The sequence below is a fragment of the Ruegeria sp. AM4 genome, assembly GCF_056540665.1.
Genome location: NZ_JBQFXD010000001.1, coordinates 34743 through 51688, shown reverse-complemented (window position 1 = coordinate 51688; position 16946 = coordinate 34743). Strand labels below are relative to the sequence as shown.

Genomic DNA, 16946 nt, shown 5'->3' with positions numbered 1-16946 from the left:
CGCCATGAAACTGAAACTGGCCACATTGGCCTTGCTGGCAGCGCCCGCCTGGGCGGAAGATCTGCAACCGCGACCGGGATGGGAGGTTTTGCCGACCGGCAAGCCCTATGACGCCCTGGTGTCGGATACTGTATCGGCTATCAAAGACGGTGGGTTGATCGTGGTCACGCAGGCCGGTCCGACAAAGGCAGCGGCAGCGCGTGGCATCACAATACCCGGCAACCGGGTGATTGGGGCTTTCAACAACGATTATGCGGTGCGTGTTCTCGAGACTTCGACCGCAGCGATGATCGAAGCGCCGATCCGGTTTTATGTAACCGAGAACGCGGATGGATCTGCAACCCTGTCCTACAAAACGCCAAGCTTTGTATTTGATCCTTATACCGACGATGGCGGGGATGAATTGCGCAATATTGCAGCAGAACTGGACAAAACGTTTCACGCCATTGCGCAACAGGCCGTCAAATAGTCACACTGCTGTGATCTGGCTTGCGTCCAGGGCCGGGCTCCGCAATCTGCTCCGACAAGAACAACTTCGGAGCATGATTGATGCAGGACCTAGCGCCCCGCGCCGCTGATCTACTGGCCCAACGCTTGTACGAAGCGGGGTGCCGCCACGCGTTCGGAATGCCCGGCGGCGAAGTTCTGACGCTGGTGGATGCGCTGGAACAGGCCGGTATTACGTTTCATCTGGCCAAGCATGAGAACGCCGCTGGATTCATGGCCGAAGCCGTGCATCACCGCGACCGTGCGCCCGCCATTCTGGTGGCAACGCTTGGACCGGGCGCAATGAACGGAATCAATGTGGTCGCCAATGCGTTGCAAGACCGGGTGCCGATGATTGTTCTGACAGGCTGCGTCGATGCGGATGAGGCGCTGACCTATACCCATCAGGTCATGGACCACAGCCAAGTTTACCAGTCGATCACCAAGGGGACATTCCTGTTGACGGCTCAAGGTGCCGATGTCGTCGCGGACAAAGCGGTGTCGCTGGCAAATCAACCACGCCCCGGGCCGGTTCACATCGACGTTCCGATCTCGGTTGCGGATACGCGTGTGTCCGGTGTCAAACGCCGCCGCCTGGCAAAAGTCGCGCCGGTTTCACCGGGGGGCGAGTGTCTTGAAAAGGCCCGGCGCTGGGTGGCTGAAGCCGAGCGGCCTTTGGCAATTGTCGGGCTCGACGTGATGTATGACGAATCGCGCAGCGTCGTGCAGGCGTTCCTGGAACATTTCGGCATACCCTTTGTCACAACCTATAAGGCCAAGGGCGTCGTCCCCGAAGACCATCCATTGTGCTTGGGCGGCGCGGGTCTTTCACCGTTAGCCGACAAACATCTGGTGCCTTTGGTCGAACAATCCGACCTGGTGTTGTGTCTGGGCTACGACCCGATCGAAATGCGCCCCGGCTGGCGCGAGATCTGGGACCCTGAAGACAAGCGCGTCATCGACATCTCGGCCGTAGTCAATGACCACTATATGCATCAGGCCGGGCTGCATCTGGTCGCGGATACCGGATCAACACTCGAAGCAATAGCAAAGGTCAATCCGGCGCGCAAAACCTGGCCCGGCAATGAACCGGCGGCTGTCAAAGCGGCGCTGGCTCAGGCGTTTCCGACGGATGAGGAATGGGGGCCGGCAGCCGTGATCGCCGAAACCCGCGATGCTCTGCCACCCGAGACACTGGCGACCGCCGACAGCGGCGCGCATCGCATCTTGCTGAGCCAGATGTGGACCTGTTCAGAAGAACGTGGGTTGATCCAGTCCTCGGCCCTTTGCACCATGGGCTGCGCAGTACCGATGGCCATCGGCTTGAAACTGGCAGAACCGGATCGACCCGTCATCAGCTTTTCCGGCGATGCCGGGTTCCTAATGGTTGCGGGAGAGCTGTCGACCGCTGCCGAGATGGGGGGCAACCCGATCTTTCTGGTCTTTGTCGACGCCAGCCTCGCGCTGATCGAATTGAAACAGAGGCAGCGGCAGATGGGCAACCGGGGCGTAGATTTCGACCGCCATGACTTTGCCGCGCTGGGGCGCGCGTTTGGTGGCTATGGACATACGGTCCGCAACCGCTCAGAACTGCGGGCGGCGTTGGAGGAGGCTGTCAAAGCTGACCGTTTCACCGTAATCGCCGCCGAGATCGAGCGTGGAGGATATGATGGCCGCATCTGAGGGTCCGCTGAAAGGCGTCAAGGTTTTGGACCTGAGCCGTATTCTGGCCGGACCGACCTGCACGCAATTGCTGGGCGATCTGGGGGCCAGTGTCATCAAGATCGAAAATCCGGCAACGGGCGGGGATGATACACGGCAATGGGGTCCTCCTTACGTCACCGATGCGGACGGCAACCGGTCCGATCTGAGCGCCTATTTCATGTCGTCGAACCGGAACAAGAAATCCGTGGCGCTGGATATCGCCACCACCGAAGGTCAGGCCGAAATCCGGCGTCTTGCCGCGCAGGCCGATATTCTGATCGAGAATTTCAAACCCGGTGGTCTGGCCAAATACGGGCTGGACTATGCCACGCTGTCCCAGGAATATCCGGACCTCGTTTATTGCTCGATCTCGGGCTACGGCCAAACGGGTCCAAACGCATCGAAACCGGGTTACGACCTGATGGCGCAGGGCTATGGCGGGATCATGTCTCTGACCGGTGATCCGCAGGGGTCGCCGATGAAGGTCGGGGTCGGTATCGCGGACGTCATGTGCGGGATGTATGCCTGTGTCGGCATTCTGGCCGCGCTGCGCCACCGGGACCAGACCGGAGAAGGGCAGCAGATCGATCTGGCGCTGGTGGACGCGCAGGTCGCCTGGCTGATCAACGAGGGGGTGAACTACCTGACCTCGGGCAATGTGCCGCAAAGGCGCGGCAACGGGCATCCCAACATCGTGCCATACGAGGTCTATGAAACATCCGACGGCCACGTGATTCTGGCGGTCGGAAATGACGGCCAATTCGGACGGATGTGCGAATTCATTGAGATGCCGGAACTTGCAGAAGACCCGCGATTTGCGACTAATCCGTCAAGGCTGGAACACCGCGACGCGCTGAACGACATTCTGCGGCCCGCAATTCAAACGCGCAGCACCGACGACGTGATTACAGGGCTCGAGGCGCGAAAGGTGCCCGTTGGTCCGGTACGGACCTTGGATCAGGTCTTTGCCAGCGATCAGGTTGCAGCGCGGCAGATGCAGATCTCTATGCAGGCCGATCCTGGACAGGTCGAACTGATCGGGAATCCGCTCAAACTGTCGCGCACACCGGTGACATATCGCAGCGCGCCACCGGTCTGCGGGGCGGATACCAAGGCCGTTCTGGCGTCGGATACCCCCTTCGAAGATTGAAACACTCCGCCCATTTAAGCGGCAAGTTGCTGAAACATGTCGTTGAATCGGCGGATTTATTCACTTTTTCCACACACGCGTTTTCACCAATTCGAGAGCAGGGTCGATACTGTTACGACGCGGCTGCACACTCTGTTACATCGAACAGTGTCAAATATCGCAACCGGATTGGGCCCAAGTATGAAACAAGACGTTTTTGGACAGCTGAACACCCTGACGCATGCGGCAAGTGTCGACGCGTGGGATGGTGTTCTGCTTGGGTTCGTGGCGCATGCAGCCGTCACGCCACAGCATCTTGTCAATGTGCTGGAGCTTGAGCCCGACTTTGCCCTGGGTCACACCATCAAAGGGTTGTTCATGGTCCTGTTGGGCAGGCGCGAGTTGATGCCGGTAGCAGTTGACGCGCTGACAGCCGCAAAGATGGCAATGGACCGGCAACCGATCACCGCCCGCGAACGGCTCTATGTCCAGGCGCTGGAGCTTTACCTGGCCGACCTGCCCTCGCATGCTGTACAGAAGTTCGAGGAAATCCTGCGCGCGCATCCCGACGACACGCTGGCGATGAAGCTCAGCCATGCAATTCGGTTTGTTTTGGGTGATGCCGAGGGCATGCGTCGCTCGATCGAGCGCGTCCTGCCCGCTTACGCGCCAGACCACTCGGGCCGCGGATACCTGCTGGGCTGCCATGCCTTTGCGCTCGAGGAAACCGGCGCCTATGAAATGGCCGAGATCACCGGACGGCAGGCATTGTGGCTGGCCGCCGATGACGCTTGGGGTTTGCACGCGGTTGCCCATGTGCACGAGATGAAGGGCAATGCGCAACTGGGTCTTGACTGGCTGGCCGGGCGCGAAGATGCCTGGGCACATTGCAACAATTTTCGCTATCACGTCTGGTGGCACAAGGCGTTGATGCATCTGGATCTCGGCCAGGTCGATCAGGTAATCGCGCTTTATGACACCCACATCCGTCAGGACAAGTCTGACGACTATCGCGATATCTCGAACGCGACCTCGCTGCTGTCGCGGCTCGAGCTTGAAGGCGTCGACGTCGGCAACCGCTGGGAAGAACTGGCGGATCTGAGCGCCAGCCGAACCGAGGATGGCTGTCTGATCTTTGCCGACCTGCACTATCTGCTGGCCCTGACAGGCGACAAGCGTACAGACGCAACCGGAAAGATATTGCAGCGAATCCAAAAGGATGCGCAGCGCAACCAGGGCGACACTCCGATCCGCATGTCCGATCCGGGCATTGCCGCCGCCAAGGGGCTGGAAGCCTTTGGTGATGGTCTTTACGGCGCGGCGTTCGACTTTTTGTCGACTGCGCGTGATGGTATGCAACTGGCAGGTGGCAGCCACGCCCAACGTGATGTATTCGAGCGCATCACAATCGATTCCGGCCTGCGCGCGGGCCGTCTGGATGCGGTCGAGCGCATTCTGGACGACCGTCGCGCCAAACGCGCCGGGGGCGAGGACAATTACGCACTTGCGCGCCGCGCATTGATCGACGCGGCCCGCGACAACGGCGACGCAAAAAGCGTTCCGGCTGAATAACAAAACAAAAAGACCAAAGAAGGACAGAACCCGTATGGCGACTTTATCGCCCGCTTCTGATTTTGCACCTGTGGCGACCCCGGCGGCCGCCCCTGCCCGCACGCGTGACCCGCGCCTGGATTTCTATCGCGGTATCGCGATGTTCATCATCCTCATCGCCCACATCCCGAACGACCCCTGGGCCAAGTGGATCCCGGCTCGGTTCGGGTTCTCGGACGCGACCGAGATTTTTGTGTTCTGCTCGGGCATGGCTTCGGCCATCGCCTTTGGCGGTGCCTTTGCGCGCAAGGGCTGGTGGATGGGCACGGCCCGCGTGTCCTTCCGCATCTGGCAGGTCTACTGGGCGCATATCTGCCTGTTCTTCTTTGTTGCCATGACAATGGCCGCGCTGAACCAGAGCGGCCTGTTCGAGAAAAACTATATCTCGTCGCTGAACCTGCAGCATTTCTTCAACGACCCTGCGCCGCAGATGGTCGGGTTGTTCACGCTGACATATGTGCCGAATTATTTCGACATCCTGCCGATGTATCTGGTGGTGCTGGCGATGATGCCCCTGGTCATGGGCCTGTCGCGGGTCGGGTTCTGGGCGGTTGCCTTGGCGTCGGTCTCGCTGTGGCTCGTGGCCCAAACAGACATGTTGGACCTGCCGGCCGAGCCATGGTCGGATCGTCAGTGGTTCTTTAACCCGTTCGGTTGGCAGTTATTGTTCTTCACCGGGTTCGCCTTCATGCGCGGCTGGATACCTGCTCCGCCGGTGTCAAAAACACTGATCTGGGCCGCCACGCTGTTCCTGATAATCTCGATGCCCTTCGGCTCGTGGAAGGTCTTTTCTTGGATCAACGCCGCGGCCCCTGATTTGGCCGAAGAAATCCGCAAGGTCTGGCCGATCACCAAAGAGTTCCGCGACAAGACCGATTTCGGCCTGTTCCGCTATCTGCACTTCCTGTCACTCGCCTATCTGGGCTGGGTCGCAGCGGGCGAGCACGGCCATCGTCTGATCGCAACTGGTCAGGGCGCTGCGGCAAAGGTCTGGCAATTCCTGCTGACCGTCATCACCAAAGTCGGGCAGCAATCGCTAGCGGTGTTCGTTTTTTCGATGGCAGCTGCGCGACTTATCGGCGTCGGACTGGATCTGAGTGGGCGGGATGTTGCCAGTGTTTTTGTCGCCAACATGATTGGCTTTGCGATGATCATCGGCGTGGCTTATCTGGCCGCCTGGTTCAAGTCACAACCTTGGAAGACGAAGAAATGAATTTTACACGGCGCGCATTCCTGGCTTCTTCAACGGCCCTGGCCCTGGCTCCCTCGGCTTTCGCAACCGGCGGCGAGGTGCCCTTTGACCATAAGGACGTGATCGCGATGGCCCGCGATCTGGCCAGTCGCCCCTATGCCGAGCGCGAGATGGTCCCGCAGGAATGGCAGGACCTGACCTATCAGCAGTACCGCTCGATCCGGTTCCGGCTGGACCGCGCCCTGTGGTACGAGACTGAAACGCCGTTCAATGTCGATTTCTTTACCCCAGGCCTGTATTTCCCGCGCACGGTGAAAGTGTCCACGGTCGAGGACGGAATGACCAAGCCCGTCACGTTCGACCTGTCGATGTTCGACAAGTCCGAAGATGTGCCGGAACTGCCCATCGACGACACGCTGGGGTTCTCGGGCCTGCGCCTTAGGACCGAGATGCACCGCCCCGGCAAAACCGATGAGTTCTGCGTCTGGCAGGGGGCCAGCTATTTCCGTGCCATTGGTCTGCACGAAGTCTATGGCCTGTCCGCACGCGGTCTGGCGCTGAAAACCGGCGACCCCGAAGGCGAGGAATTTCCCGAATTCATCCGGTTCTGGCTGGAACGCCCCGAACCCGGTCAACGTCATATGGTCGTACACGCGCTGATGGACAGCCCCAGCGTTGCCGGAGCTTACAGGTTCAACGTCACGGCGGGGGCGGACTGCATCATGGACGTTGAGGCTACGCTATTCCCGCGTGAGGAACTGCCCCATGTAGGGATCGCGCCGGGCACGTCGATGTTCCTGTTCGATCAGACCAACCACAGCCGTTTTGACGACTTCCGCCCCGCTGTCCACGACAGCGACGGGTTGCTGATCCGCAATGGCGCGGGTGAGGTGATATGGCGGCCACTGGCCAACCCGACTCGCCTGCAATTCTCGTCCTTTGTGGATACCAACCCTGCGGGCTTTGGTCTGATGCAGCGCAAGCGCGCGTTCTCGGACTACGCCGATCTTGAGGCGAATTACCACAAACGCCCCGGTCTGTGGGTCGAACCGAACGGGGATTGGGGCAAGGGTGCCGTCACGCTGGTCGAAATTCCCGCCGATCAGGAGATCTATGACAACATCGTCGCTTATTGGCGTCCGGCCGAGCCCTATGCCGCTGGCAGCCAGGTCGATCTGTCCTATCGCCTGATCTGGGGGGATGAGCCGCAACGCACCCCAATGCCGCGCGTGATCAACACCGCAATGGGTGAAAACACCTTTGGCGAGGGTCGACTGGCCGTGATTGATTTTGAACCCAGCGCTCTATTCGACGATCTGGACGCGGTTACGATCTTTGCCAACTCGCCCCACGCCGAAACATCGGACGGCGTTTTGCAGCGCAACCCCGACACCGGCGGCGTGCGCCTTGCCTTCTCGTTCGAACCGGGTGAGCGCGACCATGTCGAACTGCGCGCGCAACTGCTGGTCGGTAAACAACCCGCATCCGAGGTCTGGCTGTACCGGTGGACCACATGAGCCATGATCTGCGCATAATGCCGCCCGAGGCCCCTCTGGCGATGCCCGCGCAGGATTTCAGCGCCGGGTTCCGCGATGCGCAGGTGCCATCAGGGCCCGCGCGCCGGTCGGCAGGGTTCTGGCGCGCGCTGGCGTTCTCGCCCGCGATGGCGGCAACGCTGGGCCTGCTGTGGGTCATGAGCGACTGGTTCGGGGCCGAAGGGATCAACCTGATCGAAGGCATCCTGCTGACGCTGATTTCATTCAACTTCTTCTGGATTTCCTTCACGGTCTGCACAGTGCTGCTGGGGATGGTCTCGCTGTCTCGGCAGGAACCGCCAAAACGACAGGGTCGCGCGCAGCCTTTGCGGGTGGCGCTGTTGATGCCGGTCTATAACGAGGTGCCGTGGAACGTGCTGGGCAATGCACGCACCATGCTTGAAGACCTGCGCCTGCGTGGCGGTCAGCACCACTATGCCATGTTCATCCTGTCCGACACCCGCGACCCCGAGATTGCGGCACAGGAGCAAGCCAGTATCGAGGCTCTGCGTACGACCCTCGCTCCGGGGTTGGAGCTTTACTACCGCCGCCGCGCCGAAAATACCGATCGCAAAGTCGGCAATATCGCGGATTGGGTCAGCCGATGGGGCGCTGATTGGGATGCGATGCTGGTGCTGGACGCTGACAGCTTGATGACCGGTCGCGCCATCCTGCGTCTGACGGATTCGCTGGCCCGCGATCCCGGTGCGGGCCTGATCCAAAGCTATCCGCAACTGATCGGCGCGCAATCGGTCTTTGCCCGGATGCAGCAATTCGCAAACGGTGTCTACGGCATCGCTTTTGCCGAAGGTCTGGCCCGCTGGTGCGGACAAGAAGGCAATTATTGGGGCCACAATGCGATCATACGCACTCGGGCCTTTGCCTCCTGCGCGGGGCTGCCCAAGCTGCGGTCCTTCGGCGGGCAGGACAAGCTGATCATGAGCCACGATTTCGTCGAGGCTGGTCTGCTGCGTCGGGCTGGCTGGGGCGTGCGGTTCCTGCCCCGCATTCGCGGCTCGTACGAAGAAACTCCGCCCACGCTGATCGACCACGCCCTGCGGGATCGTCGCTGGTGTCAGGGCAACCTGCAACATCTGAAACTGCTGAGCTCAGTCGGGTTCCGGGCCGTTTCGCGCTTCCACATGTTCCATGGCGCGGTCGGGTATCTGATGTCGCCGCTCTGGTTTGCTCTGCTGGTGATGTGGGCCCTGATCGGTCAGGGTAAGGATGCATCGGTTCTGCACTATTTCAGCCCCGACAATCCGCTGTTTCCGCAATGGCCCGAGATGTCTGAAACGCGCCATGTGCTGATCATTCTGGTCATGTACGCGATGCTGCTGGCCCCCAAGGTGCTTGGCGTTCTGGCGTTGCCGCTCAGCGGTGTCCGGTATTCCGAGTTCGGCAGCGGGCAGCGCTTTTTCACCTCGTTCCTGGCCGAGGTTGTTTTGTCGATCCTCTATGCCCCGATCCTGATGGTGCAACAGATGATCGCCGTGTTCCGCACCGCTTTCGGCATTCAACGCGGCTGGTCGCCTCAGGCGCGCGACGGTGGCACCTATGGCTTGCGCACGCTGGTCCTGTGTCACGCACTAGAAACCGTCAGCGGCTTGGCACTGACTGCAGGTATTCTGGCCGGTCTGGTGTCCGTGTGGCTGGCCCCGATTGCCATAAGCCTGGCGCTGGCCATTCCGCTATCGGCGTTCAGCGGGGTTTCGGCAGGGGCTGCACGGCAGATGCTTGGCATGCGCGAAGACGTCAAAGAACCAGCCATCACGCGGTCGGCGCGTCATTATCGGGATGAGTTGAAGCGGCTTGTCGAAGGCAAGGGCACGATGACCCCGGCAGAGTGATCAGCTGCCGGGCAACCCCTCGTACCAGTCCACGATCATGTCCGCCCAACCGGTTGGCACACTGTGCCCTCCGGGAAACAGCGCGAACTCCAGCGTTCCACCTTCGGCGCATCCGGTCCACTTACGACGCATGAACTGTTCGGTTTGGCCAAACCCCGAGGGCTTGGTGTCGGCGCATTCATTCGCCTCGCGCCAGATTTCCAGACCCGCAAAGATATCGCCCTGATGAAATCTGCCTCCGCCCAGAATTCGACCCTCTAGGGGCACCACATTGTCAGTCCATCCATGAGTGTGAAACAACCGCACCGGGCCTGCGCAGTCTTCGGGATGTGGGCGCCAGAACCCGCCAGAGACCGGCACATAGGCCGAGAACGTCTCGGGCGCGTCACAGGCGAGGTAGTAGACCATGAAGGCACCGGCGGAAAACCCGCCCAGCATGACGCGATCGGAATCGATCCCGAAGCGGTCCGCCGCATCCTGCACAACTTCGGTCAGAAACGCGGTCTCGTCTCGCCCTTCCCATCCGGGGTAGAAATTCCAGCTTTGCCGCCCGTTTCGCATCGCCCCTTCCGGGGCCATGACCGCATAACCACGGTCCAACAGGGGCTCGACCATGCCTCGGTTCTTCATCGTCCCACTGCCGGTTCCGCCATATCCGTGCAGGAAAACCACAAGCGGTGGATTGTCCGCTTTGGGCAGCTCGATCTGATAACCGCCGTTTTCGGTTTCGCACATACCTTCATCCGGGCCGCATGCGGCCTGCGCGGATTGTGCGGACAGGGCCAGACAGACGGCCAGACAGGGTTTCCAGGTCATCAAACGTTTCCCTCGTAATCTCGAACCGGTAATCCGGCGCGGACCCAACCCGGCCCCGCGGCCGAACCCAACATGCCTTCGGGCACATCTATGATCTGCGCGAACCCGGCCTCGGTCAATCGATTGCTAAGCCGGGCTGAACGGACACCCCGCGCACAAATCAGGGCCACGGGCCGATCCATATCGCCCGATACCAGATCAGAGAGAGCCTGCGCAAAATCCTCGCGCCGCATGTCCAGCGGGTGGGCACCTTCGCCGATACCGGTGGCCTGCCATTCATCCGGGGTTCGGATATCAACCAGCAGGATGCCACCCGACACGGCCTGTGCGTGTGCCTGCACCACATCAAGACGCCCACCGGCGTAGTCAGGCGGGATCAGGCGGTACTGGCGAATGGCGAAGCCCCCGACCAAGGCCGCCCCTGCCCCCGCAAGGACCCATCGCCGTGTCTGTTTCGCCGTTTTCACCACGCAGCCCGCTCTTGTTTCTCTTTCCGGGTTTCTAGCACATGAGAGACCAATCTTTGCGTCCGAAAATCGCGCGCCCAGATCAAGTTCCTGTCAACTTGAGCGGCACCCCGCGCGACCGGAAACAACGTCGCAGCCACCCTGAATGACTTGCAATATCTGGACAGTCATAAAATTATCCTTACTAATTCAGTCCATCCTGACCGCTAAGACCGGAGTATCGCAATTGTCCCTATTCCTCATCGCGGCCCTTCCTTTTCTCGGAGCTGTCTTTCCCGCCCTGCTGATCCGCGCAGGCCGGAACGCTGCGGCTTCGGCGGCGGGTTTGACCTCGTTTCTGGCGTTGATGGGGCTACTTCTTCACATTCCGAGCGTGATGCGTGGCGACGTGGTAACCGCCCGGTTCGACTGGATACCCGGGCTTGGCCTGAACGCAAACTTCATGCTGGACGGGCTGGGGTTCCTGTTCGCGCTGCTGATCTTGGGGATTGGCCTGCTGATCATCCTCTACGCGCGGTTCTACCTGTCGCGCGAGGATCCGATGGGGCAGTTCTATACCTACCTGCTGCTGTTTCAGGGCGCGATGGTGGGGATCGTTCTGTCGGACAACGTCCTTCTTTTGCTTATTTTCTGGGAGCTTACCTCACTAAGTTCATTCCTTCTGATCGGCTATTGGAAACACCTTCCCGAAGGACGTCAAGGCGCGCGCATGGCACTGGCCGTCACCGGGTCGGGCGGGCTCGCGATGATCGCCGGCATGCTGATTCTGGGCAATATCGTGGGCTCCTATGATCTGAGCGTCATTTTGCAGAACAAAGACTTGATCCAGGCGTCGCCCTATTACCTGCCCGCACTGATCCTGATCCTTCTGGGCTGTTTCACCAAGTCGGCACAGTTCCCGTTCCACTTCTGGCTGCCGCATGCCATGGCGGCACCGACGCCTGTTTCGGCCTATCTGCATTCGGCTACGATGGTGAAGGCCGGGCTGTTCCTGATGGCGCGGATGTGGCCGGTTCTGGCTGGAACGGATGCGTGGTTCTACATCGTCGCCACCACGGGTCTGGTGACCATGCTGATCGGCGCAGTGATTGCGCTGTTCAAGGATGATCTAAAGGCGCTGTTGGCGTTTTCGACCGTGTCGCATCTGGGCCTGGTGACCATGTTGCTGGGCTTTGGCACCAAATTCGCCGCCGTCGCCGCCGTGTTCCACATCATCAACCACGCGACTTTCAAGGCTGCCCTTTTCATGACCGCCGGGATCGTGGACCACGAGACCGGAACGCGCGACATCAAAAGACTGGGCGGCCTGCGTCACCTGATGCCGATTTCCTTCACGATAGGTACGGTCGCAGCACTTTCGATGGCTGGCCTGCCCCCGTTGAACGGGTTCCTGTCGAAAGAAATGATGCTTGAGGAAACGGTCCACACGACGTGGCTGAACTCTCACTATCTGGTCCCAGGACTGGCGCTGTTGGCGGCGCTGTTTTCGGCTGCCTACTCCTTCCGGTTTATTGCCCACGTATTCCTCGGCCCGCAGCGCGATGACTATCCGCATGCCCCGCACGACCCGCCCGTTGGTCTGTGGCTTGCCCCGGCCTTCCTTGTGGTGCTCGTCGTGTTGATCGGCCTGTATTCGGCGGCAATTGTCGGTCCGCTGGTTGCGGTCGTCTCGAGCGCGGTGATAGGGGGCGAGAAGCTGCCCTATTATTCACTGAAGCTGTGGCACGGATTTACCCCCGCGCTCTACATGTCCGCCGTTGCGACGCTAGGCGGTTTGTTCCTGTTGTCGCTGCACAAACATGGCGAGAAACTGTGGAACGCCCTGCCGCGCCCCGAAGCCAAGACAATCTTCGAAGCGATTATCCACGCCTTTACCCGGCTCAGCCGCTGGATCACCGACGAATTGCACAACGGCGTTCTTAGCCGCTATGCGATTATCTTCGTCGCCTTCACCGTCGGACTTGGGTACTACGCCTATTCAACCGGCACGATTGGTGTCGAAACCCGGGTTCCCCTGCCAGCGCAGGTGATCCCGATCATCGGCTGGATTTGCCTTGTCGGCGCGACGTTGGCGATCATGTGGTTCCACCGCAACCGCCTGCTGTCGCTTGTGCTGATCGGCGTTGTGGGTCTGATCGTGTCGATGGCGTTCAACTACCTGTCGGCCCCCGATCTGGCGCTGACGCAGATTTCGGTCGAAGTGGTGACGATGATCCTGCTGCTGTTGTCGCTGAATTTCCTGCCAACCGAAACGCCGTGGGACAGCTCCGCCGGGCGCCGGTGGCGGGACGCGGCAATCTCGGTCGTGGCTGGTATTGGCGCCGGAGGGTTGATCTATGCCCTGATGATGCGCGATTTCGCCTTTCCGACGATTTCGGATTTCCATTTGGCGAACTCGTACAAAGGTGGTGGCGGCACCAATGTCGTCAACGTCATCCTCGTGGACTTCCGTGGCTTTGATACCTTTGGCGAGATCATCGTTCTGGGCATCGCTGCGCTGATCATCTTTGCCCTGACCGAGTCGGTTTTGAATTCGAACGTGCGTAGCTATTTGCTGAACCGCAAACCGCACTGGCCGCAATCCGGCGACTCGCATCCGCTGATGATGGTGGTGGCAACTCGGGTGATGATGCCGATTGCGCTGATGGTCGGGGCCTACATCTTTTTCCGCGGTCACAATCAGCCGGGCGGTGGTTTTATCGCCGGTCTGATCGTGGCGATTGCATTCCTGATGCAATATATGGCCAGCGGCTATACCTGGGCGATCGAGCGGCAGAGGTTCTACTATCACGGTACGATCGGCTGGGGCGTATTGATCGCCGCGGCGACCGGGCTGGGTGCCTGGTTCAACGAACGGCCCTTCCTGACCAGCGATTTCGGCTATATCCATTGGCCACCGCTGGAAGAGTTTGAATGGGCCACCGCCATCCTGTTTGACACCGGCGTGTTCCTGGCCGTTCTGGGCGCGGTCATGCTGGCGCTGGACAGCCTGTCACGGTTTGCATGGCAACCGGGCATTGCACAAGAATTCCCGATGGATATCAACCCACTGCGGGACGATCCACCGGAAGAAGAACAAGACAAGGAGCAGGCCTGATGGAAGCGCTCTTAGCCTCTGCCGTGGGCGTCATGACGGCCGCCGGAATTTTCCTGATCCTGCGCCGTCGCACATTTCCGGTCATTCTGGGGCTGTCCCTGATTACCTATGCGGTGAACGTTTTCCTGTTCGCAACCGGTCGGTTGGCGCTGAACGCGCCGGCTGTGCTGAACAAATACAAAGAGGTGCCTTATACCGATCCGTTGCCACAGGCGCTGGTCCTCACCGCCATCGTGATCTCTTTCGGGATGACGGCGGTGATCGTGATGATCTCGCTCAGCGCTTACCTGTCCGCGAAGGATGACCATATCGACATGACCGCGCAGGACAGCGTAGACGCGCCGGGAGAAGACGCATGAACCACTGGATCGTTGCGCCGATCGTCCTGCCCGCGATCCTCGCCCCGTTCATCATCATGGTCTTGCGGTATCACCTGGACCTGCAACGTATCTTTTCGGTCGCGGGTGTTGTCGGCCTGTTGGGCATTGCGCTGACGATCACCGCGCAGGCCGCTGGCGGCGATATTCAGGTCTATGAACTGGGCGACTGGCCCGCGCCGTTTGGTATCGTTCTGGTGCTGGACAGATTGTCGGCGATGATGGTGCTGCTGACCGCATTGCTGGCGTTGCCGATCGTTCTCTATGCCATTGCATCGGGCTGGGACGGGCGTGGAAAGCACTTTCATGCCCTGTTCCATTTCCAGTTGATGGGCGTCTGCGGCGCGTTTCTGACCGGTGACGCCTTCAACCTGTTTGTTTTCTTCGAAGTCCTGCTGATTGCGTCCTACGGATTGATGACCCATGGCGGTGGCGCGGTGCGCCTGAAAGCGGGCGTACAATATGTGGCCTATAACCTGCTGGGCTCGACCCTGTTCCTGTTCGCGCTGGGGACGCTTTATGCGGTTACCGGAACGCTGAACATGGCCGATCTGGCCGTCAAGGTCGCCGAGATCCCGCCAGAGGACACCGCATTGCTGCGGGTCGGCGCGGTGTTGCTCTTGCTGGTCTTCTGCATTAAGGCAGCGGTTTTGCCGCTGCATTTCTGGCTGCCTGCAAGCTATGCCAACGCGCCTTTGCCCGTCGCCGCCCTGTTTGCAATCATGACCAAAGTGGGGGCCTATTCGATCATTCGGGTTGATACGATGATCTTTGGCCCCGACGTCGTCGTCACCCAAGGGCTGCTGGGCGAATGGTTGCAACCCGCCGCACTGTTGACGCTTGCCATTGGGGCCATTGGCATCCTTGGCTCGCAACATATCGCCCGGATGGTGGCTTTTTGCGCAATTGCCTCGATGGGGACATTGCTGATCGCCATCTCTCTGTTCGCACCCCAAGCAACCGCGGCAGCGCTTTACTATGTCTTCCACTCGACGCTGGCGACGGCCCTGCTGTTTCTGGTTGCCGATCTGGTTATGGAGCGGCGCAACGGGGTCATCACCCCCGCTCAGCCGATCCCTCAGAGTGGTCTGATTTCAGCGCTGTTCTTCGTTGGCGCAATCGCGATGGCCGGGATGCCACCACTGTCGGGCTTCATCGGCAAACTTCTGGTTCTGGACGCTGCGCGCGACGCGCCAGATGCCAATGCAGTCTGGGCGGTGATCCTGATCGGCTCATTCGTGACCATTGTCGGTCTGGCCCGCGCAGGCACGCTGATCTTCTGGAAAAGTCACGATGTGCAGGTCATTCCCCGCCCCGAGCCGCAGGACACGGACGAGGCAGAGCCGCAAGTTGCGCTCGAGCCGCAACCGGGTCTGGCCTTTACATCAGTCTTTGCACTGGTTCTGGGCCTGGGGTTGCTGACCTTGTTTGCGGGCCCCGCGCTCGAATACACTCAGAAGACCGCCATGCAATTGTTCAATCCTGATGATTACATCTCGGCCGTTTTGGGGAGGGAAGAGTAATGAAGCTGCTGCACAGAATTTTCCCCCACCCGCATCTGACCTTTCTGCTGACGCTGGTCTGGATGTTGCTGGCGAATTCGCCATCGCTGAACTCGCTTGTCTTTGGCCTGATGCTGGGGATCATCATCCCGTTCATCACCCAACCCTATTGGCCAGACCGGCCCAAGCTGCGCAACTGGCCGATGGTGGTCGAATATATCCTTGTCGTTCTGTGGGACATCGTGATGGCCAACATCACGGTTGCCCGCATCATCCTGTTCAAACGCGATGCAGACCGGCAACCCAACTGGGTGTGCATCCCGCTCGAGCTGCGCACGCCCGAGGCGATCACGGTTCTGGCGGGCACGATCACCATGACGCCAGGCACGGTCAGCTGCGACCTGTCTGCGCAAGGCCATAACCTGCTGGTCCATTGCCTTGACGCCGCTGACACCGACGCAGTTCGGGATCAAATCAAAAGCCGCTACGAGCGCCGCCTGATGGAGATTTTCGAATGATCATGTTTGCGACCTATTTTGCCTTTGGCTGCTTTGGCGCAGCAATCATGATGTGCCTGTGGAGGATCATAACCGCAGAAGGGGTCGGCACCCGCGTTCTGGCGCTGGATACGATGGTGATCAACACCATTGCCTTGATGATCCTTTACGGCCTGAGGCTGGGAACCGAAATTTTCTTCGAAGCCGCCATGATCATCGCAATGCTGGGTTTTGTCTCAACCGTGGCTTACGCGCGCTTTATGCTGCGCGGCAATATCATCGAGTGAGGGCGGTATGGATTTCCTGTTCGAATTTCTGATCGCGTTCTTCCTGATCGTCTCGGGCATCTTCGGCTTTGTCGGCTCGTTCGGCATGATCAAGCTGAAAGACCCCATGTCACGACTGCACGCGCCAACAAAGGCGACGACGTTGGGCGTGGGTGGCGTGCTGCTTGCCTCGATCTGTCACTCGATCCTGCTGGAAGATCATGCGTCCCTGCACGAGTTGCTGATCACGCTGTTCCTGTTCCTCACGGCCCCGATCACGGCTCTGTTCATTGCCAAATGGCACATTCATCGCCATGAAAAGCCAGAGGATCTGCCGGACGCGGGCGAGGACGAGCTTTGGGCTACCCACGCGGTCGAACAGGTCGAGGACGTTCCAGACCACAGCACGAACTGAAT

15 protein-coding genes are annotated in these 16946 nt (G+C 60.0%); 13 read left to right on the top strand and 2 right to left on the bottom strand.

The genetic code is table 11. The features are described 5' to 3' along the window. The first annotated feature begins 4 nt into the window (after positions 1 to 4). The 7 genes from ACR0JA_RS00245 to mdoH all read left to right on the top strand — a co-directional run bounded on the left by ACR0JA_RS00245 (position 5) and on the right by mdoH (position 9507). On the top strand, positions 5 to 469 hold the full coding sequence (locus ACR0JA_RS00245) for a DUF302 domain-containing protein (RefSeq protein WP_480568293.1): 465 nt from the start codon (positions 5 to 7) through the stop codon (positions 467 to 469). Between the two features lie 80 nt (positions 470 to 549). Continuing rightward, positions 550 to 2169, top strand: coding sequence for a thiamine pyrophosphate-binding protein (locus ACR0JA_RS00240; RefSeq protein WP_480568290.1), 1620 nt, complete (start codon positions 550 to 552; stop codon positions 2167 to 2169). Next, positions 2156 to 3340 carry a CaiB/BaiF CoA transferase family protein gene (locus tag ACR0JA_RS00235; RefSeq protein ID WP_480568287.1) on the top strand — a complete coding sequence of 395 codons (1185 nt, stop codon included), beginning with the start codon at positions 2156 to 2158 and terminating at the stop codon, positions 3338 to 3340. Before ACR0JA_RS00240 ends, ACR0JA_RS00235 begins: the two co-directional genes overlap by 14 nt. Positions 3341 to 3520: 180 nt before the next feature. Then, positions 3521 to 4891, top strand: coding sequence for a tetratricopeptide repeat protein (locus ACR0JA_RS00230; RefSeq protein WP_480568284.1), 1371 nt, complete (start codon positions 3521 to 3523; stop codon positions 4889 to 4891). A 34-nt stretch (positions 4892 to 4925) separates the two neighbouring features. Then, positions 4926 to 6143, top strand: coding sequence for an OpgC family protein (locus ACR0JA_RS00225; protein WP_480568282.1), 1218 nt, complete (start codon positions 4926 to 4928; stop codon positions 6141 to 6143). Then, positions 6140 to 7639 carry an OpgD/OpgG family glucan biosynthesis protein gene (locus ACR0JA_RS00220; protein WP_480568278.1) on the top strand — a complete coding sequence of 500 codons (1500 nt, stop codon included), beginning with the start codon at positions 6140 to 6142 and terminating at the stop codon, positions 7637 to 7639. Before ACR0JA_RS00225 ends, ACR0JA_RS00220 begins: the two co-directional genes overlap by 4 nt. Then, complete coding sequence (gene mdoH, locus ACR0JA_RS00215) at positions 7636 to 9507, top strand: glucans biosynthesis glucosyltransferase MdoH (RefSeq protein WP_480568275.1); 1872 nt, start codon at positions 7636 to 7638, stop codon at positions 9505 to 9507. The genes ACR0JA_RS00220 and mdoH overlap by 4 nt, the downstream gene beginning before the upstream one ends. Here the strand turns inward: mdoH and ACR0JA_RS00210 are convergent, their stop codons facing one another. Continuing rightward, entirely contained in the window at positions 9508 to 10323 is an 816-nt protein-coding gene (locus ACR0JA_RS00210; RefSeq protein WP_480568272.1) for a CE1 family esterase, read from the bottom strand. Beyond that, complete coding sequence (locus tag ACR0JA_RS00205) at positions 10323 to 10793, bottom strand: rhodanese-like domain-containing protein (RefSeq protein ID WP_480568269.1); 471 nt, start codon at positions 10791 to 10793, stop codon at positions 10323 to 10325. The genes ACR0JA_RS00210 and ACR0JA_RS00205 overlap by 1 nt, the downstream gene beginning before the upstream one ends. 223 nt (positions 10794 to 11016) lie before the next feature. Here ACR0JA_RS00205 and ACR0JA_RS00200 point away from each other — a divergent pair, with 223 nt between their 5' ends. From ACR0JA_RS00200 to ACR0JA_RS00175, 6 genes are read left to right on the top strand one after another with little or no spacing between them, the layout of a single operon-like run. Continuing rightward, positions 11017 to 13887, top strand: coding sequence for a monovalent cation/H+ antiporter subunit A (locus ACR0JA_RS00200; RefSeq protein ID WP_480568267.1), 2871 nt, complete (start codon positions 11017 to 11019; stop codon positions 13885 to 13887). Beyond that, positions 13887 to 14246: a Na+/H+ antiporter subunit C gene (locus ACR0JA_RS00195; RefSeq protein WP_480568264.1), complete on the top strand. Its 360-nt coding sequence runs from the start codon at positions 13887 to 13889 to the stop codon at positions 14244 to 14246. The genes ACR0JA_RS00200 and ACR0JA_RS00195 overlap by 1 nt, the downstream gene beginning before the upstream one ends. Next, a complete protein-coding gene (locus tag ACR0JA_RS00190) occupies positions 14243 to 15787 on the top strand; it encodes a monovalent cation/H+ antiporter subunit D (RefSeq protein WP_480568261.1) in 1545 nt (514 codons plus the stop codon). The genes ACR0JA_RS00195 and ACR0JA_RS00190 overlap by 4 nt, the downstream gene beginning before the upstream one ends. Next, positions 15787 to 16284 carry a Na+/H+ antiporter subunit E gene (locus tag ACR0JA_RS00185; protein WP_480568258.1) on the top strand — a complete coding sequence of 166 codons (498 nt, stop codon included), beginning with the start codon at positions 15787 to 15789 and terminating at the stop codon, positions 16282 to 16284. Before ACR0JA_RS00190 ends, ACR0JA_RS00185 begins: the two co-directional genes overlap by 1 nt. Continuing rightward, the gene (locus ACR0JA_RS00180; RefSeq protein ID WP_480568255.1) at positions 16281 to 16550 is read left to right on the top strand and encodes a K+/H+ antiporter subunit F; all 270 of its coding nucleotides are present in this window, start codon (positions 16281 to 16283) and stop codon (positions 16548 to 16550) included. The genes ACR0JA_RS00185 and ACR0JA_RS00180 overlap by 4 nt, the downstream gene beginning before the upstream one ends. Positions 16551 to 16557: 7 nt before the next feature. Next, on the top strand, positions 16558 to 16944 hold the full coding sequence (locus tag ACR0JA_RS00175) for a Na+/H+ antiporter subunit G (RefSeq protein WP_480568251.1): 387 nt from the start codon (positions 16558 to 16560) through the stop codon (positions 16942 to 16944). The last annotated feature ends 2 nt before the right edge of the window (positions 16945 to 16946 follow it).